This window comes from Pseudonocardia sp. CA-107938 (assembly GCF_050936315.1).
Classification (GTDB): Bacteria; Actinomycetota; Actinomycetes; order Mycobacteriales; family Pseudonocardiaceae; genus Pseudonocardia.
Genome location: NZ_JBNJNA010000001.1, coordinates 3,202,493 through 3,219,105 on the forward strand (window position 1 = coordinate 3,202,493; position 16,613 = coordinate 3,219,105).

At 72.1% G+C, this 16,613-nt stretch carries 17 protein-coding genes and 1 pseudogene; 9 read left to right on the top strand and 9 right to left on the bottom strand.

What is annotated here, in order from left to right:
- Positions 1-25: 25 nt before the first annotated feature.
- Positions 26-1,093 carry a glycosyltransferase gene (locus ACQEVB_RS15955; protein ID WP_432971297.1) on the top strand — a complete coding sequence of 356 codons (1,068 nt, stop codon included), beginning with the start codon at positions 26-28 and terminating at the stop codon, positions 1,091-1,093.
- A 16-nt stretch (positions 1,094-1,109) separates the two neighbouring features.
- Complete coding sequence (locus ACQEVB_RS15960) at positions 1,110-2,189, top strand: GNAT family N-acetyltransferase (RefSeq protein ID WP_432971300.1); 1,080 nt, start codon at positions 1,110-1,112, stop codon at positions 2,187-2,189.
- Between the two features lie 7 nt (positions 2,190-2,196).
- On the opposite strand, the gene add is transcribed toward ACQEVB_RS15960, so the two are convergent.
- The 9 genes and pseudogenes from add to ACQEVB_RS16005 form a co-directional block, all read right to left on the bottom strand.
- Positions 2,197-3,141 carry an adenosine deaminase gene (gene add / locus ACQEVB_RS15965; protein ID WP_432971303.1) on the bottom strand — a complete coding sequence of 315 codons (945 nt, stop codon included), beginning with the start codon at positions 3,139-3,141 and terminating at the stop codon, positions 2,197-2,199.
- A 31-nt stretch (positions 3,142-3,172) separates the two neighbouring features.
- Positions 3,173-4,171 (bottom strand): LLM class flavin-dependent oxidoreductase, encoded by a 999-nt coding sequence (locus ACQEVB_RS15970; protein WP_432971306.1) that lies wholly within the window; start codon positions 4,169-4,171, stop codon positions 3,173-3,175.
- A gap of 13 nt (positions 4,172-4,184) precedes the next feature.
- On the bottom strand, positions 4,185-4,658 hold the full coding sequence (locus ACQEVB_RS15975) for a hypothetical protein (protein WP_432971309.1): 474 nt from the start codon (positions 4,656-4,658) through the stop codon (positions 4,185-4,187).
- A gap of 30 nt (positions 4,659-4,688) precedes the next feature.
- Positions 4,689-5,348 (bottom strand): methionine ABC transporter permease, encoded by a 660-nt coding sequence (locus tag ACQEVB_RS15980; RefSeq protein WP_432971312.1) that lies wholly within the window; start codon positions 5,346-5,348, stop codon positions 4,689-4,691.
- A complete protein-coding gene (locus ACQEVB_RS15985) occupies positions 5,345-5,515 on the bottom strand; it encodes an NIL domain-containing protein (RefSeq protein WP_432971315.1) in 171 nt (56 codons plus the stop codon). Before ACQEVB_RS15985 ends, ACQEVB_RS15980 begins: the two co-directional genes overlap by 4 nt.
- A 398-nt stretch (positions 5,516-5,913) precedes the next feature.
- Positions 5,914-6,372 (bottom strand): annotated as a pseudogene (locus ACQEVB_RS15990) (ATP-binding cassette domain-containing protein); the annotation flags it as partial.
- Positions 6,369-7,265, bottom strand: coding sequence for a MetQ/NlpA family ABC transporter substrate-binding protein (locus ACQEVB_RS15995; RefSeq protein ID WP_432971317.1), 897 nt, complete (start codon positions 7,263-7,265; stop codon positions 6,369-6,371). The pseudogene ACQEVB_RS15990 and the gene ACQEVB_RS15995, both read right to left, overlap by 4 nt.
- 82 nt (positions 7,266-7,347) lie before the next feature.
- Positions 7,348-7,434: a putative leader peptide gene (locus ACQEVB_RS16000; RefSeq protein WP_432980385.1), complete on the bottom strand. Its 87-nt coding sequence runs from the start codon at positions 7,432-7,434 to the stop codon at positions 7,348-7,350.
- A 106-nt stretch (positions 7,435-7,540) separates the two neighbouring features.
- Positions 7,541-8,278 carry a GntR family transcriptional regulator gene (locus ACQEVB_RS16005; protein ID WP_432971320.1) on the bottom strand — a complete coding sequence of 246 codons (738 nt, stop codon included), beginning with the start codon at positions 8,276-8,278 and terminating at the stop codon, positions 7,541-7,543.
- 94 nt (positions 8,279-8,372) lie between these two features.
- On the opposite strand from ACQEVB_RS16005, the gene iolC reads away from it, so the two are divergent.
- From iolC to ACQEVB_RS16040, 7 genes are all read left to right on the top strand, one after another.
- Positions 8,373-9,356 carry a 5-dehydro-2-deoxygluconokinase gene (iolC, locus tag ACQEVB_RS16010; protein WP_432971323.1) on the top strand — a complete coding sequence of 328 codons (984 nt, stop codon included), beginning with the start codon at positions 8,373-8,375 and terminating at the stop codon, positions 9,354-9,356.
- A complete protein-coding gene (locus ACQEVB_RS16015) occupies positions 9,349-10,221 on the top strand; it encodes a Cgl0159 family (beta/alpha)8-fold protein (RefSeq protein ID WP_432971326.1) in 873 nt (290 codons plus the stop codon). The genes iolC and ACQEVB_RS16015 overlap by 8 nt, the downstream gene beginning before the upstream one ends.
- A gap of 94 nt (positions 10,222-10,315) precedes the next feature.
- Positions 10,316-11,218 (top strand): 5-deoxy-glucuronate isomerase, encoded by a 903-nt coding sequence (iolB, locus tag ACQEVB_RS16020; protein ID WP_432971328.1) that lies wholly within the window; start codon positions 10,316-10,318, stop codon positions 11,216-11,218.
- The gene (iolD, locus tag ACQEVB_RS16025; protein ID WP_432971331.1) at positions 11,215-13,059 is read left to right on the top strand and encodes a 3D-(3,5/4)-trihydroxycyclohexane-1,2-dione acylhydrolase (decyclizing); all 1,845 of its coding nucleotides are present in this window, start codon (positions 11,215-11,217) and stop codon (positions 13,057-13,059) included. Before iolB ends, iolD begins: the two co-directional genes overlap by 4 nt.
- Positions 13,056-14,552 carry a CoA-acylating methylmalonate-semialdehyde dehydrogenase gene (locus ACQEVB_RS16030; RefSeq protein WP_432971334.1) on the top strand — a complete coding sequence of 499 codons (1,497 nt, stop codon included), beginning with the start codon at positions 13,056-13,058 and terminating at the stop codon, positions 14,550-14,552. The genes iolD and ACQEVB_RS16030 overlap by 4 nt, the downstream gene beginning before the upstream one ends.
- Positions 14,552-15,598, top strand: coding sequence for a Gfo/Idh/MocA family protein (locus ACQEVB_RS16035; protein ID WP_432971337.1), 1,047 nt, complete (start codon positions 14,552-14,554; stop codon positions 15,596-15,598). Before ACQEVB_RS16030 ends, ACQEVB_RS16035 begins: the two co-directional genes overlap by 1 nt.
- Positions 15,595-16,584 carry a sugar ABC transporter substrate-binding protein gene (locus ACQEVB_RS16040; RefSeq protein WP_432971340.1) on the top strand — a complete coding sequence of 330 codons (990 nt, stop codon included), beginning with the start codon at positions 15,595-15,597 and terminating at the stop codon, positions 16,582-16,584. The genes ACQEVB_RS16035 and ACQEVB_RS16040 overlap by 4 nt, the downstream gene beginning before the upstream one ends.
- Positions 16,585-16,613: the final 29 nt, after the last annotated feature.

Consider the following 16,613-nt stretch of genomic DNA (forward strand, 5'->3'; position numbering starts at 1 on the left):
TCGGGGGAACGAGATGTCGGAACTCATGTCATTGCCAACGGTCGACGTCGCGGTGCCGTGCTACCGCTACGGCGCCATGCTGCCCACGGCCGTCGGCTCGGTGCTGGAGCAGGAGGGTGTCCAGGTCCGGGTCCGGATCATCGACGACGCGTCCGACGACGACAGCGCCGACGTGGCCCGCGAGCTCGCCGCGGCGGACCCGCGGGTCGACGTCGAGGTGCACGAGGTCAACCGCGGGCACATCGCCACCTTCACCGAGGGCGCGGTCGAGTGGCCGGAAGCCGAGTACACCGTGCTGATGTCCGCGGACGACGCCCTGACGCCCGGCGCGCTGCGCCGCGCGACGGCGATCATGACCGCCCACCCGGAGGTGGTGCTGGTCTACGGCCCGTCGATCTCGTGGTTCGGCGAGCTGCCGCTCCCGCCTGCGCGGACCGGGCACGGCACCGCCGTCGTCCACCGCGGTGCGGACTGGCTGCGGATGCGGTTCGAGGAAGGCGCCAACTGCGTCGCGTCGCCCACCGCGGTGACGCGCACGTCGGTGCAGAAGCAGGTCGGCGGCTACGACCCGGACCTGCTGCACACCAGCGACCTCGACATGTGGATGCGGATGGCCATGCACGGCGACGTCGGCTTCGTCGCCGACGCCGACCAGGCCTACTGCCGCGGCCACGCGGCCAACATGTCGGTCGCGTACGAGGAGAGCGACGGCGGGCTCGGCGACCTGCAGATGCGGCTGCGCGCGTTCCTCGCCGTGCTCGCCAAGGCGGACGGCCGGCTCGACGGCGTCGGCGGCGGGCCGGCGGCGCTGGAGCGGACCGTGCGGCGGCGGCTGGCGTCGGAGGCGCTGCTGCGCGTCGCCCGCTCCTACGACAAGGGCAGCTACGACGAGCGCATCGCCGGCGGGCTGATCGCGTTCGCCGAGGCCACCGTCGACGACGTCCGCTCGCTCCCGCACTGGCGCTCGCTGCAGCTGCGCCGACGGATCGGGGCGAAGGCCATGCCCAACCTGCGCTACCTCGTGCTGCCGGCGGTGGCTCGCCGGTTTCGGCAGTTGGGGCGCGAACGACGGCTCTCCCGGCGGGGTGTGTGAGGTGGCGGCGCCGATCATGAGATCCGTCGACTGGCCCGCGAGCCGCAGCGACCTCGTCACCGAGTGGGACGACCTCGTCGACCGCACCGGCGCGATGCCGATGAGCCGTCCCGGCTGGTTCGCCGCGTGGTGGCGGGCCTTCGGCCAGGGCACCCCGCAGATCCTGCGCGTGCGGCGCAACGGCCGGCTGGCCGGCGTGCTGCCGATCGCGGTCCGCCGTGGTCGCGCCGCGAACCTGCACAACTGGCACACCTTCCTGTGCTCGCCATTGGCCGAGGACGCCGACGTCGAGGCCGAGCTGGTCGACCGCGCGCTGCGTTCCGCCCCGTTCCTGTCCGACCTCGGCCACCTGTCCACACCGTCGGCCGACCTCGTCGAGCAGATCGTCCGCCGGTCCGGCGGTGCGGTGCGCCGGCACGTCGTGCAGCGCTCCCCGTACGTGCCCGTCACCGGCACGTTCGAGGAGTTCCTCGCGGCCCGCGCCACCAAGTTCGTGGCGCGCATCCGGCAGCGCCGGCGCAAGCTGGAGAAGTCCGGCGAGCTGCGCCTCGACGTCTACACCGGCACCGGCGATTCCGCGCAGCTCGACGCCGCGCTCGACGAGGCGTTCGCCGTCGAGGGTATGGGGTGGAAGGGGGAGAACGGCACCGCCATCCTCTCCGACGCGCGCACCGCCGCGTTCTACCGCGACGTCGCCCACTGGGCGGCCGGTGAAGGCATCCTGCACGTCACGACGCTGCGCCAGACCTGCGGCGACACCGACCGCGCCGTCGCCGTCGAGCTCGCGCTGGACGACGGGCGTGCCCACTACGGGCTGAAGGTCGGGTTCGACCCGGAGTTCCGGGCCGCCGGACCGGGCTTCATCCTCGCCCACGACCTGCTGCAGAGCGCGTTCGAACGGGGCCTGGAGAGCTTCGAGTTCCTCGGCTCCGTGTCGGAGGAGAAGCTGCGCTGGACCGAGCACACCCGGCGCGTCTGGCACGTCCGGGCCTTCCCCGGCTCGGTGGGCGGACGCTCCGCCGCGGTGGCGACGGCGGGCTGGCGCGCGGCCGGCGCGGCGGCGCGGCGGCTGAACGACCGGGTCGCGCGCGGCTGATCCTCGCTCAGCCCAGCACGAAGCTCGCCTCCACCGCGTTGCGCGCGATCGTCTCCACGTCGTCGGCGGTGAGGCCGGCGCGGGTGGCGGCGACGTCGTACTCGTGGGAGAGGGTGACGTTGCTGGCCCGCGGGTTGTCGGTGTTCAGGGTGACCTGCACGCCGTGGCGCAGCAGGGTGCGTACGGGGTGCTCGGCGAACGACGCGGCCGCCCCGGACTGCACGTTGCTGGTGATCGCGACCTCCAGCGCGATGCGGTGCTCGGCGAGGTGCTCCATCAGCCGCGGGTCCTCGGCGGCGCGCACCCCGTGCCCGACGCGTTCGACGCCGAGCTCGCGCACCGCCGCCCACACGGACGCCGGTCCGGCAGCTTCGCCCGCGTGCGCGGTGAGCCGCAGGCCCGCCTCGTGCGCCTTCGCGTAGGCGGGCGCGAAGTCGCCGGCCGGGTAGCCGGCCTCGTTGCCGGCGATGTCGATGGCGACGAACGCGTCGCGGCGGCTCAGGATCGAGGCCAGCTGGGGCAGCGCGCCGTCCGGTCCGAGGTCGCGCAGCATGATGCCGATGAGCCCGACCGGGAGGTCGACCAGCTCCTGGGCCTGCGCGACGCCCTCGACCACCGCGTCGATCACGGCCTCCGGCGCCAGCTCGGTGCGTGACTGCACGAACCACGGGCTGAACCGCAGCTCCACCGCGCGCAGGCCGTCGTCGTACGCGTCGAGGACGACCTCGCGGGCGACCCGCGTCCAGCCCTCCGCGGTGCGGACCAGCTCGGCCGGGGCGTCGACCCGGTCCAGGTAGGGCAGCAGCCCGGCGAGCCGCGAGGTGGCGACGAACCGCTCCCGCGGCGCGTCGGGCAGCGGGTGGCCGGCACGGCGCGCGATGTCGAGCACGGTGCTGGTGCGCATCGCGCCTTCGAGGTGGCGGTGCAGGTCGACGAGGGGGACGGTGATCATGCCGGTGGATCCGATCGGGAGGCAGGACGGGTCAGGCGGAGGGCGCCCAGCCCAGCTCGGGCGCCAGCTGGGTGGCGATGTCGGTGAGGATCTGCTCGTAGTCCGCCGGTTCGAAGGTGAACGGCAGCGCGAACACCACCTCGTCGACGGCCTGGTATCCGGCGTGCGCGCGCAGCTCCTCGGCGATCTGCGCCGACGTGCCGACGAGGTCGCGGGCGAACAGGATGCCGGCCGGGCCCTGGGGTGCGGCGGTGCGCGGGGTGCGGGCCGCGGCGAACGCGGCGTACCGCTCCCGCTGCTCCGGGGTGGCGCTGTCGGTCGGGACGACGACGAGGCCCTGCGACACCCGCCCGGCCGGATGCGCGGCGCGGAAGGCGTCGATCTGGCGGCGCTGGATCGCCGCGAAGCCGTCGGTGGCGCCCTCCGCGCGCACCACGCTGCTGGTCAGCAGGTTCATGCCCAGCTCGCCGGCACGACGGGCGGAGCCCAGGCTCGCGGCGCCGTACCACATCCGGGAGCGCAGGCCGGGGGAGTGCGGCTGCACGCGGTCGGAGAACGTCTCGAAGCCGACGGTCTCCCTCGGTGCCGTCACCGGCTCCCCGGCGACCATCCGCAGCAGCCGGCGCAGCCGCTCGTCGCTCATGTCCTCGACGTCGGCGGTGTCCGGGTACAGCGCTTCGCGCATGACATCGTACTGCATCGGCGGGCCGACGCTCACCCCCGGGTTGAGCCGGCCGCCCGACAGCAGGTCGACGGTGGCCAGGTCCTCGGCGAGCCGCAGCGGGTTCTCCCAGCCCAGCGGGATCACCGCCGTGCCCAGGTCGATGCGGTGCGTCCGTTGGGTGGCCGCGGCCAGCACCGCCACAGGCGACGAGATGCCGAACTGCAGGTGCCGGTGCCGCACGAACGCGCTGTCGAACCCGAGCCGCTCACCCAGCTCGATCATCCGCAGCGTCGTCTCGTGACCGGCCGCGGGGTCGGCCTCGTCGAACAGGCCGATGGTGAGGAAGCCGAGCCGCCGCAGGGTCATGGGTCAATCATGGTCAACCCGAGAGGATCTTGTGCGGCGCGCCCTCCATGAAGGCCTGGTCGATCCCCAGCGCCTCCCACCAGTCGTGGAACGGGCGGGCCACGCAGAGCGTCGGATCGTAGGGCTTGTCGAGCGCGCCCGGGTCCGCGCCGAACAGCTCGGCCGTCCGCGCCCTGGCCGCCGGGCCGTCCAGGACGGCGTCGAGATCGTCCGACTCGTTGGCCAGGCCGTCGTCCAGCGGGAAGGAGCTGTAGATCCCCGTGCTGCGCAGCTTGCGGCGAAGATCGGCGAAGTCGACGATCCTGGTCGGGTCGGCCCGCACCTCCTCGGGGTAGTCGTCGAACAGGTCGGGCGGCACACCCGGGCCCGGGTCCGTGAGGAAGTCGATGAGGTTGTACGGCACGCCGTCGTCGGTGCGGGGCTCGACGTGGATGTCGTGAGTGCGGACCAACCGGCCGTCCCGGTTGGCCAGCACCACGTGCCCCATGCCACCACGAGCGTGTCGCCGGCCGGGACGTCAGCGGTGCAGCACCAGGCCGGCGAGCCGGTTGCCCACCCACTGCGCGGCCTGCACGATCACGATGATGATCACCACGGTGACCAGCGTGACGGGCCAGTTGAACTGCTGGTAGCCGTAGCTGATGGCGAAGTCGCCGAGCCCGCCGCCGCCGACGTAGCCGGCCATGGCCGACATGTCGACCACCGCGATGAAGATGAACGTGTAGCCGAGTACGAGCGGGCCCAGCGCCTCCGGGATGAGCACGCTCCAGATGATCCGGAACCGGCTCGCGCCCATGGCCCTGGCCGCCTCGATCACGCCGTGGTCGACGGCCACGAGGTTCTGCTCGACGATCCGCCCGATCACGAAGGTCGCCATCGCCGCCATCGGGAACAGCACCGACCGGGTGCCGATCGTGGTGCCCATGACCAGCAGCGTCAGCGGGCCGACCGCCGTGATGAAGATGATGAACGGGATCGGCCGGATGATGTTGACCAGCACGTTGAGCAGGCCGAACACCGGCGCGTTGGCCAGGAGCCCGCCGCGGCGGGTGGTGTGCAGAGCCACGCCCAGCACGAGTCCGAGCAGGCCGGCCACGAGCATCGTCCAGAAGACCATGTAGATCGTCTGCTGCACCGACAGCCACAGCACCGGGCTCAGGCGGTCCCAGTCGGTCATGGGGTCAGCTCCTCGACGGTGGTCCGGTCGCGCAGCTCCGCGATCAGCGCCTCGACGGCGTCGGCCGCCCCGTCGAGCGCGTAGGTGACGCTGCCGAACGGCTTCTCGGCGATCTCGCGGATGCCGCCGTAGACGATGGTGCTGCGCACGTCGTGCGCGGCCAGCACGTCGGACAGGCGGATCGGGCGTCGGTGTCGGCGCGCACCGACACCGTCACGATGCGGCCCGGGAAGGCCAGCCGCAGCCGTCCGAGGGTCTCCTCGGACGGGCGGTCGCGCAGCACGCTGTGCACGAACCGGCGGGTGGCGGGCTCGCGCGGGTCGGCGAACACGTCGTAGACGGGGCCGTACTCGATCACCTTGCCCGCCTCCATCACGGCGACGGTGTCGCAGATCGAGCTGACGACCTCCATCTCGTGGGTGATCACGACGATGGTGGTGCCCAGCTCGCGGTTGATCCGGCGCAGCAGCGCCAGCACGTCCTGCGTGGTCTCCGGGTCCAGCGCGCTGGTGGCCTCGTCGGCCAGCAGGATGCCGGGCGCGGTGGCGAGCGCGCGGGCGATGCCGACGCGCTGCTTCTGCCCGCCGGAGAGCTGGCCGGGGAAGCTGCGCGCCTTGTCGGCGATGCCCACGAACTCCAGCAGTTCCGCCACGCGCGCGCGGCGTCGCTCCTTCGACCAGCCCGCGATGCGCAGCGGGTAGCCGACGTTGCCGGCGACCGTGCGCGAGGAGAACAGGTTGAACTGCTGGAAGATCATCCCGACGTCGCCGCGCAGCTCGCGCAGCCCGCGCTCACCGAGCCCGCCCACGTCCCGCCCGGCCACGGTGACCGTGCCGGACGTGGGCAGCTCCAGTGCGTTGATCATGCGGACGAGCGTGCTCTTGCCCGCCCCGGAGTAGCCGATGACGCCGGTGATCGAGCCCTTCTCGATGTCGAGGTCGACCGTGTCGACCGCGTGGACGGGGGTCTTCCCGGCGAACGTCTTCGACGCGGCCCGGAAGGAGATCACCGGCGCCACGGTCACCGGCCCGCCGTGCGGAGCGTGTTCTCGATCTGCTTCAGGGTGGCCTGCAGGTCGGCGGCGTCGTTGGTCTTGATGATGCCGCCGGAGCCCAGGTCCTTGCGGGCCGCCTCGATCACGGCGGGGTCGTGGTAGATCGCGGCGAGCTTGAGGTACGTCGGGTTGTCCTTGTCGGCCGCCCGCGCCACGAACGCGTTGATGTACGGCTTGGCGGAGTCGCTGTCGGGGTTCTCCTTGAAGAGGATCTTGTCCTCGCCGAGCTTGGCCGCCGTCGCGTAGTTGTTGTTGACGATCGCGGCGTCGACGCCGGCGAGGTTGGCCGCGGTCTGCGCCGCGTCCACCGGCAGCACCTGGACCTTCGAGGCTACGGGGTCGATGTCGCTGGGCGTCGACAGCGAGTTGCCGCCGCCCTTCAGTGTGATCAGCTTCGCCGACTGCAGCACCAGCAGCGCGCGGGCCTGGTTGGTCGGGTCGTTCGGGATCGCGACGCGGCCGCCCTGCGGGATCTCCTCGAGCTTGGCGTGGTTGAGCGAGTAGAGCGGCAGCGGGTAGACCGCGGTGGCGCCGATCGGCACCAGCGTGTCGTTGTTCTTGACGTTGTAGTTGGCCAGGTACTGCAGGTGCTGGAACTCGTTGAGCTGCAGCTGGCCCTGCGACAGCGCCGGGTTGGGCTGGTTGTAGTCGGTGAAGTTGACGAAGTTGACGGTGATGCCGGCCTCGGCGGCCTTGGCCTTGTAGACGTTCCAGTAGCTCTCGCTGGCGTCCGAGACGCCGATGGTGACCGTCTGCTTCCCGTCGGCGGCCGGGCCGGCCGGCGCCTGGCCGGGAGCGGCGCACGCGGCGGCCAGCAGAGCGGCGGGGACGAGCAGAAGCAGTGCACGCGTCAAGCGCGACATGGGAGGACCTTTCGCGGACAGCGCAGGCCGCGAAAACGCGCGGCTGCGCAGAAGGAGCCCGAAGGGGCGGAAGAGGCAGAGGTCAGCGGGTACGACAGGCAGCGCTGCTGACGCGCTTGAGGTCGACGTGGCGGCGACGCACCAGGTATCGCCCGTCCACGTGCTGCACCTCTCCTCGGCGGGCCGACGTGACCCGCAGACGATCACCAGCGTCTCTCCGCGGGCCGGAGCGGGTCAAGCTGACAGGGCCGGTTGTGGTCGCTCTCTCAGGGGGCCTATGCCGAGGTGAGCGTCAGCTCGAAGCTGTAGCGGGAGGCGCGGTAGATGTGGGAGCCGTACTCGACGGCCTGGCCGCCGGCGTCCCACGCGGTGCGGGTCATGGTGAGGACGGGGGTGCCGGAGGGCTCGCCCAAGAGCCGCGCCTCGGCGGCGGTGGCGGCGCGGGCGCCGACGACCTGGCGGGCCATGCGCGGCACGCGTCCGGCGGCCCGCAGCAGGTCGTAGAGGCCGTGGTCGGTCAAGGCCTCGACGGAGAGGGACAGCACGTCGGCCGGCACGATGTTGGTCATCAGCGCGAGCGGCTCACCGCCGGCGAAGCGCAGCCGTTCGACGTGCGTGGCGGCGGTGCCGGCGGCCAGGCCCATGAGGTCGGCGATGTGGTCGGTCAGCGGCTCGACGGTGAACGAGCGCACCTCGGTGCGCGGTTCCTGCCCGCTCTGCGCGAGATCGTCGTGGAGGCTCGTGAGCTCGACGGGCCGGCGCACCTTCGGGTGCACCACCTGGGTGCCGACGCCGCGCTTGCGCACGAGCATCCCGCGCTCGACGAGGTACTGGATGGCGCGGCGCATGGTCGGCCGGGAGACACCTAGCCGATCGGCCAGCTCGATCTCGTTCTCCAGCCGGCTGCCGGCCGGCAGCTCGCCCTGGTCGATGAGCTGCTCCATGCGCGTGGCGACCTGGTAGTAGAGCGGGACCGGGCTGGAGCGGTCCAGGACGACATCGGGCACCAGCATGCTCGACCCCCAACTGACTTTGTCAGGACAAAGTGTTGACACGCGAATAGGGCGAGAGTACATCTTTGCCGCGTACCGTGGAGGGAGCGCGCCGATGACGGGGCAGCCGGAAGTCCTGACGATGGGTCGCATCGGCGTGGACGTCTACCCGCTGCAGATCGGGGTCTCCCTGCGCGAGGTCACCTCGTTCGGCAAGTACCTCGGCGGCAGCCCCAGCAACGTCGCGGTCGCCGCGGCCCGGCACGGGCGGCGCAGCGCCGTCATCACTCGGACGGGTGCCGACCCGTTCGGCGAGTTCATCCACGACGCCCTGCGCGGCTTCGGCGTCGACGACCGGTTCGTCACGCCCGTGGCGCACCTGCCGACGCCCGTGACGTTCTGCGAGATCTTCCCGCCGGACGACTTCCCGCTGTACTTCTACCGCTTCCCGAAGGCTCCGGACCTGGAGATCCACCCCCACGAGCTGGACGGTTCTACAGAGGCCGGGGACGCTGTCCGCGGCGCGGACGTGTTCTGGGTGACCGGCACCGGGCTCTCGCAGGAGCCCAGCCGCTCGGCGACGCTGGAGGCGCTGCGCGCGCGGGGCAAGCGCGGGATCACCGTGCTCGACCTGGACTACCGGCCCATGTTCTGGGACTCCCGCGAGGAGGCCCGCCGCTGGGTGCAGCAGGCGCTGCCGCACGTCACGGTCGCCGTCGGCAACCTGGACGAGTGCGACACCGCCGTGGGGGAGACCGAGCCCCGGGCCGCGGCTGCCGCGCTCCACGCCGCCGGCGTCGAGCTGGCCGTCGTCAAGCAGGGGCCGGCCGGGGTGCTCGCGTCGCGGGACGGCGAGGTCGTCGAGGTGCCGCCGGTGCCCGTCGACGTCGTCAACGGGCTGGGTGCCGGTGACGCGTTCGGCGGCGCCCTGTGCCACGCGCTGCTGTCCGGTTGGGACCTGGAGCGCGCGATGCGGTTCTGCAACGCGGCCGGCTCGATCGTCGCCGGGCGGCTGGCCTGTGCCGACGCGATGCCGACGCCGGACGAGGTGGAGCAGGCGGTGCTGCTGGGGTCCGCGCGCGAGGTGGCTCGTGCCTGACCTGCTGCAGACCCTGGTGGAGACCCGGGTGCGGCGGCCGGGCGCGGTCGCGGCGGCCGCGGCGAACCGGCGGCGGCCCACGTCGCTGCTGGGGGCGCACGGGCGGCTGATGATGGTGGCCGCCGACCACCCCGCCCGCGGTGCGCTGCGCGCCGGCGACCGTCCGCTCGCCATGGCCGACCGCGCCGACCTGCTGCAACGGCTGGTGCTGGCGCTGTCGCGGCCCGAGGTCAACGGCGTGCTCGGCACCCCGGACGTCCTGGAGGACCTGCTCCTGCTCGGCGCGCTGGACGGCAAGGTCGTCGTCGGGTCGATGAACCGGGGCGGCCTCGCCGGCACCGTCTTCGAGATCGACGACCGGTTCACCGCCTACGACGCGGCGAGCATCGCCGCGGCCGGGTACGAGGGCGGCAAGATGCTCACCCGCATCGACCCGGACGACCCCGCGACCGCGGCGACCCTGGAGGCGTCCGGGCGGGCCGTGAGCGAGCTGGCCGGGCACGGGTTGATGGCGATGGTGGAGCCGTTCATCTCCCATCGCGTCGACGGCAGGGTGCGCAACGACCTGTCCGCGGAGGCGATGATCCGCGCGATGACGGTCGCGGCCGGCCTCGGCACCACCTCCGCGCACACGTGGCTGAAGGTGCCGATCGTCGACGAGATGGAGCGCGCGATGGCCGCCACGACGCTGCCCGCGCTGATCCTGGGCGGCGAGGTCTCGGCCGACCCCGACAAGGCGTTCGCGAGCTGGCAGAAGGCCCTCGCCCTGCCCACGGTGCAAGGCCTGGTGATCGGCCGGAGCCTGCTGTACCCGGCGGACGACGACGTGGAGTCAGCGGTGGCGACGGTAGTAGGCCTCCTATGAGCACCCCGGGCACGCGTCGAGAACGAAGTTGTGGTGATCAACAGGGCTGTTTGATCACCATAAGTTCGTTCTCGACGGAGCTGGGGGTGGGGTTGTGAGCCCGGAACACGTTGTGCGGCGCGGGGAGACCGCGGACGGGACGTTTGCCTTGGTGATCACCCCGGAGACCGCGGGGTGGGGGTACTCCAGTCTGCGCGTCCTGGAGCTGGGCGCTGGTGAGTCCGCCACCTTCGCCACCGGCGAGGACGAAATGGTGGTGCTTCCGCTGGCCGGTGCGTGCACGGTCGCGTGCGACGGGGAGACGTTCGAGCTGGCCGGCCGCCGCGGGGTCTTCACCCGCGTCACCGACTTCGCCTACGTGCCCCGTGACGCCGAGGTGACCGTCTCCTCGACGGACGGCGGCCGCTTCGCCCTCCCGGCCGCTCGCGCGACCCGACGGCTGCCCGCCCGTTACGGCCCCGCCGAGAAGGTGTCGGTCGAGCTGCGCGGCGCCGGCCAGTCCAGCCGGCAGGTGAACAACTTCTGCATGCCCGGCACGTTCGACGCCGACAAGCTGATCGCCGTGGAGGTGCTGACGCCGGGTTCCAACTGGTCGTCGTTCCCGCCGCACAAGCACGACGAGGACACCGCGACCGAGTCGGTGCTGGAAGAGGTCTACTACTTCGAGGTCGAGAACGACGGCCCCGGCTTCCAGCGCGTCTACACCTCCGGCCCGGGCCGCGAGATCGACGTGTGCACCGAGGTGCGCAGCGGGGATACCGTGCTCATCCCGCACGGCTGGCACGGCCCGTCCATGGCCACGCCGGGCTACCACCTCTACTACCTCAACGTCATGGCCGGTCCGGGCGCCGAGCGCGCCTGGCGGATCTGCGACGACCCGGCGCACGGCTGGGTCCGCGACACGTGGGCGGACCAGGAGATCGATCCGCGCCTCCCGCTGACGACGACGGAGGAGTCGGCACATCCAGCACTGACCACCACGGAGGAGAAGGCATGAAGCTGACCGTCGCCCAGGCGCTCGTCCGCTTCCTGACCGTCCAGTACAGCGAGCGCGACGGGATCGAGCAGCGGCTGATCCCCGGCGTGTTCGGCATCTTCGGCCACGGCAACGTGGCCGGTGTCGGGCAGGCGCTGCTGGAGCTGCAGGACGAGATGCCCTACCACCTGGCCCGCAACGAGCAGGGCATGGTGCACGCCGCGGTCGGCTTCTCCCGCATGCGCAACCGCACCCAGGTGCTGGCGTGCACGGCGTCGATCGGCCCCGGCTCCACCAACATGCTGACGGGCGCGGCGCTGGCCACCACCAACCGCATCCCGGTCCTGCTGCTGCCGAGCGACGTGTTCGCCACGCGCGTCGCCACGCCCGTCCTTCAGGAGCTGGAGCGGCCGGACGTCGGCGACGTCTCCGTCAACGACGCGTTCCGCCCGCTCTCGGTGTTCTTCGACCGCGTGTGGCGGCCCGAGCAGCTGCCGTCCGCCCTGCTGGGCGCGATGCGCGCGCTCACCGACCCCGCGACGGCCGGTGCCGTGACGCTCGCGTTGCCGCAGGACGTGCAGGCCGAGGCGTACGACTGGCCGGACGAGCTGTTCGCGAAGCGGGTCTGGCACATCGCCCGTCCGGTGCCCGAACCGGCGGCGCTGGCCCGCGCGATCGAGATCATCCGGTCGGCGGAGGCACCGCTGGTCGTCGCCGGCGGCGGGGTGCACTACAGCGAGGCCACCGACGCGCTGCGCCGCTTCGCCGAGGCCACCGGCATCCCGGTCGGCGACACGCAGGCCGGCAAGGGTGCGCTGCTGTGGGACCACCCGCAGGCCGTCGGCGGGGTCGGCGCCACCGGCTCGCCCGTCGCCAACGCGCTGGCCCGCGAGGCCGACGTCGTGATCGGCATCGGCACCCGCTGGAGCGACTTCACCACCGCCTCCCGCACCGTCTTCCAGAACCCGGACGTGCAGTTCGTCAACATCAACGTCGCAGCGCTGGACGCGGCGAAGCACGCGGGCGAGATGGTCGTCGCCGACGCCCGCGCGGCCCTCGACGCCCTCACCGACGCGCTGGATCGGCGCTGGCCGCAGCGCTGGGACACCGCCGCGTGGAACGGCGTCGTCGACGCCGCGTTCCACGCCGGCCACGAGCCGCTGCCCGCGCAGACCGAGGTGCTGGGCGCGCTGAACGAGGAGATGGACGCCCGCGACGTCGTCGTCCAGGCCGCCGGGTCCATGCCCGGTGACCTGCAGATGCTGTGGCGGGCGCGGGACGCGAAGCAGTACCACGTCGAGTACGCCTACTCCTGCATGGGCTACGAGATCGCCGGCGCGCTCGGCATCAAGATGGCCGCCCCCGATCGCGAGGTGTTCGCACTCGTCGGCGACGGCTCGTACCTGATGATGGCGCAGGAGCTGGTCACCGCCGTGTCGGAGGGGATCAAGCTCAACGTCGTCATCGTGCAGAACCACGGGTTCGCCTCGATCGGGGCGCTCTCGGAGTCGGTCGGCTCGCAGCGCTTCGGCACCCGCTACCGCTACCGGACGGAGTCGGGGCAGTTCGACGGCGACGTGCTGCCCGTCGACCTGGCCGCGAACGCCGCGAGCCTCGGCGCCGACGTCATCCGGGTGCGCACGATCGCGGAGTTCCGCGAAGCCATCGGCCGCAGCCGCGCCGCCACCCGCACCACGGTGATCCACATCGAGACCGACCCGCTCGCGCCGTCGCCCGACAACGAGACGTGGTGGGACGTGCCCGTCGCCGAGGTCGCGCAGCTCGACTCCACCACCCAGGCGCGCAAGACCTACGAGACGCACAAGGCGGACCAGCGCCCCTTGATCGGGAGGAAGCCATGAGGACCGTCAACCACTGGATCGGCGGCAAGCCCACCACCGGCGACTCGACGCGGACGGCGCCCGTCTGGAACCCCGCGACGGGCGAGCAGCAGGCCGAGGTGCCGCTGGCCAGCGCCGCCGACGTCGACACCGCCGTGCGCACCGCCGCGGCCGCGTTCGAGTCGTGGTCGCAGTCGTCGCTCTCGCAGCGCACGAAGATCCTCTTCGCGTTCCGCCAGCTCATCGTCGAGCACACCCAGCAGCTGGCGGAGATGATCTCCGACGAGCACGGCAAGGTCGTCTCCGACGCCCGCGGCGAGGTGCAGCGCGGGCTGGAGGTCGTCGAGTTCGCGTGCGGCATCCCGCAGCTGCTGAAGGGCGAGTACTCCGACCAGGTCTCCACCGGTGTGGACCTGTTCTCCTTCCGCGAGCCGCTCGGCGTCTGCGCGGGGATCACGCCGTTCAACTTCCCGGCCATGGTGCCGATGTGGATGTACCCGGTGGCGATCGCGTGCGGCAACACGTTCGTGCTCAAGCCCAGCGAGCGCGACCCGTCGACCGCCGAGTACGTGGCGCAGCTGTGGGCGGAGGCCGGCCTGCCCGACGGCGTGTTCAACGTCGTGCACGGCGACAAGGAGGCCGTCGACGCGCTGCTCGACCACCCGGAGGTCGCCGCGGTGTCGTTCGTCGGCTCGACGCCGATCGCGCGCTACATCCACGAGCGCGGCACGGCCGCCGGCAAGCGCGTGCAGGCGCTCGGCGGCGCGAAGAACCACGCGATCGTCCTGCCCGACGCGCCCGTCGACTACACCTCCGACCACCTCGTGGCCGCCGCGTTCGGCTCGGCGGGGGAGCGCTGCATGGCGATCTCCGCGGCCGTCGCCGTCGGTGGTGCGGCCGACGAGTTGGTTGCCGCCGTCAGCGAGAAGGCCCGCAACACCAAGGTCGGGCCGGGTCGCGACGCCGACAGCGAGATGGGCCCGGTGATCACCGCGGCGGCCCGCGACCGCATCGTCGGGCTCATCGGCAGCGGCGCCGAGCAGGGCGCCACCCTCGCCGTCGACGGCCGCGGGATCTCCGTGCCCGGCCACGAGAACGGCTTCTTCGTCGGCCCCACGGTGATCGACAACGTCACCCGCGACATGGACGTGTACCGCGAGGAGATCTTCGGCCCGGTGCTGTCGGTGGTCCGCGCCGAGACGGTCGACGAGGCGATCGCGCTGATCAACGCCAACCCGTACGGCAACGGCACCGCCATCTTCACCTCGTCCGGCGAGGCGGCGCGGCGGTTCCAGCGCGGCGTGAAGGTCGGGATGATCGGCATCAACGTGCCCATCCCGGTGCCCATGGCCTACTACTCGTTCGGCGGGTGGAAGGACTCGCTGTTCGGCGACAAGCACATCCACGGGCCGGAGGGCGTCTCGTTCTACACGCGCGCCAAGGTCGTGACGTCGCGGTGGCCGCGCGTGTCCCAGGACAGCGCTGCGTCCTTCCACTTCCCCACGGCGACCTGATGACGATCCGCGTGGGCGTCATCGGCGCCGGCGTGATGGGCCGCGACCACGCGCTGCGGCTGACCCGCCGCACGGCCGGGGCGCAGGTCGTCGCGGTCGCCGACACCGACGCCGAGCGGGCTGCGGCCGTCGCCGCCGAGGTGGGAGCGCAGGTCTTCGCCTCCGCCGCCGAGCTCATCGACGCGGTTGACGCCGTCGTCGTCGCGTCCTGGGGCGCGACGCACGAGGAGTACGTGCTGGCCGCGATCGCCGCGGGCAGGCCGGTGTTCTGCGAGAAGCCGCTGGCCCCGACGCGGGAGGCGTGCGACCGCATCCTCGACGCCGAGGTGGCCGCCGGCCGGCGGCTCGTGACCGTCGGGTTCATGCGCCGCGACGACCCGCAGTACCTGGCCATGAAGGAGGTCGTGGTCGGCGGCGCGATCGGCGCGCCGCTGCTCATGCACGCCGCGCACCGCAACGCGTCGGTGCCGGACTGGTTCACCAGCGAGATGATCGTGACCGACACCGCGGTGCACGACATCGACGTGGCCCGCTGGATGTTCGACGAGGAGATCGTCGCGGTCACCGTGCTGTCCGGGCGGGTGTCGCGCAAGGCGCAGCCCGGGTTCCGCGACCCGCAGCTGCTGATCCTGGAGATGGCGAGCGGGATCCTCGTCGACGTCGAGGCGTCGGTGAACGCCGGCTTCGGCTACGACATCCGCGGCGAGGTCGTCGGCGAGGACGGCACCGTCGAGCTCTCGGAGAGCGCCGGCGCGGTCGTCAAGCGCGCCGGCGCCGCGCACACCCGCATCCCCGGCGAATGGATCGAGCGGTTCACCACCGCGTTCGACGCCGAGTTCCGGGCCTGGATCGACGTGATCGCCAGCAGCGCTGACAGCGGCGACCACCTGACCGTCGGACCGACGGCGTGGGACGGCTACGCCGCCACCGCCTGCTGCGAGGCCGGCCTCGCAGCCCTGCGCTCGGGGACGCGGGAACGGGTCGAGCTGCGCCCGAAGCCGGAGCTGTACTGCACCGCCCCACTCACCGAAGGGACCCCCCGATGAAACTGCGCAAGGGCGTCATCGTCGCCGCCTCGGCCCTGGTGCTGGTCGCCACGGCCGCGTGCAGCGGTACCGGTCAACCCGCCAGCCCCGCGAGCAGCGGTGGCGGTGGCGGAGCCGGCAGCTACGGCTACAAGTTCTCCGTGATCACCCACGGCGCGCCGGGCGACACGTTCTGGGACGTCGTCAAGAAGGGCGCCGAGAAGGCCGGCAGCGACGAGGGGGTGACCGTCAACTACCAGGCCAGTGGTGGTGACCCGGCCAAGCAGGCCCAGCTCATCGACGCGGCCGTCAACGAGAAGGCCGACGGGATCGTCGTCTCGATGGCCAACCCGGATGCCCTGCAGGCCTCGATCAAGAAGGCCGTGTCCGCCGGCATCCCGGTGATCACGATCAACTCCGGGCAGGACAAGTCGAAGGCCTTCGGCGCGCTCGCGCACGTCGGCCAGGACGAGATCATCGCCGGGAAGGGCGCCGGCGAGCAGATGAAGGCCGCCGGCGTCACCAAGTCCCTGTGCGTGATCCAGGAGGCCGGCAACATCGGCCTGGAGCAGCGGTGCCAGGGCTACGCGCAGGGGCTCGGCGGCGAGGTGCAGAGTCTGCAGGTCGAGAACTCGAACCCGTCGGGCGCGGAGGCGACGATCAAGTCGAAGCTGCAGTCCGACCCGTCGATCAACGGCGTGCTGACCCTCGGCCCGGTCATCGGCGCCGTCGCGATCAAGGCCGTCGGCGACTCCGGCTCGTCGGCCAAGCTGGCCACGTTCGACCTCAACGCCGACGTCACCCAGGCGATCGCCGACGGGAAGATGCTCTTCGCCGTCGACCAGCAGCAGTACACGCAGGGCTACCTGCCGATCGTGATGCTGACGCTCTACAAGTCGAACCTGAACACCGTCGGTGGCGGCCAGCCCGTCCTGACCGGGCCCGGCTACGTCACCAAGGACAACGCCGCCAAGGTCAAGGGCCTGGCCGGACAGGGAACCCGTTAGGACCCGGCACGGGGAGCCGGGTCACCGGC

What these genes read in the sequence shown, in the direction of transcription:
- ACQEVB_RS15955 (WP_432971297.1), top strand. Translation starts at nt 26, where the DNA reads ATGTCATTGCCAACGGTCGACGTCGCGGTGCCGTGCTACCGCTACGGC.
- ACQEVB_RS15960 (WP_432971300.1), top strand. Translation starts at nt 1,110, where the DNA reads ATGAGATCCGTCGACTGGCCCGCGAGCCGCAGCGACCTCGTCACCGAG.
- add (WP_432971303.1), bottom strand. Translation starts at nt 3,141, where the DNA reads ATGATCACCGTCCCCCTCGTCGACCTGCACCGCCACCTCGAAGGCGCG.
- ACQEVB_RS15970 (WP_432971306.1), bottom strand. Translation starts at nt 4,171, where the DNA reads ATGACCCTGCGGCGGCTCGGCTTCCTCACCATCGGCCTGTTCGACGAG.
- ACQEVB_RS15975 (WP_432971309.1), bottom strand. Translation starts at nt 4,658, where the DNA reads ATGGGGCACGTGGTGCTGGCCAACCGGGACGGCCGGTTGGTCCGCACT.
- ACQEVB_RS15980 (WP_432971312.1), bottom strand. Translation starts at nt 5,348, where the DNA reads ATGACCGACTGGGACCGCCTGAGCCCGGTGCTGTGGCTGTCGGTGCAG.
- ACQEVB_RS15995 (WP_432971317.1), bottom strand. Translation starts at nt 7,265, where the DNA reads ATGTCGCGCTTGACGCGTGCACTGCTTCTGCTCGTCCCCGCCGCTCTG.
- ACQEVB_RS16005 (WP_432971320.1), bottom strand. Translation starts at nt 8,278, where the DNA reads ATGCTGGTGCCCGATGTCGTCCTGGACCGCTCCAGCCCGGTCCCGCTC.
- iolC (WP_432971323.1), top strand. Translation starts at nt 8,373, where the DNA reads ATGACGGGGCAGCCGGAAGTCCTGACGATGGGTCGCATCGGCGTGGAC.
- iolD (WP_432971331.1), top strand. Translation starts at nt 11,215, where the DNA reads ATGAAGCTGACCGTCGCCCAGGCGCTCGTCCGCTTCCTGACCGTCCAG.
- ACQEVB_RS16030 (WP_432971334.1), top strand. Translation starts at nt 13,056, where the DNA reads ATGAGGACCGTCAACCACTGGATCGGCGGCAAGCCCACCACCGGCGAC.
- ACQEVB_RS16035 (WP_432971337.1), top strand. Translation starts at nt 14,552, where the DNA reads ATGACGATCCGCGTGGGCGTCATCGGCGCCGGCGTGATGGGCCGCGAC.
- ACQEVB_RS16040 (WP_432971340.1), top strand. Translation starts at nt 15,595, where the DNA reads ATGAAACTGCGCAAGGGCGTCATCGTCGCCGCCTCGGCCCTGGTGCTG.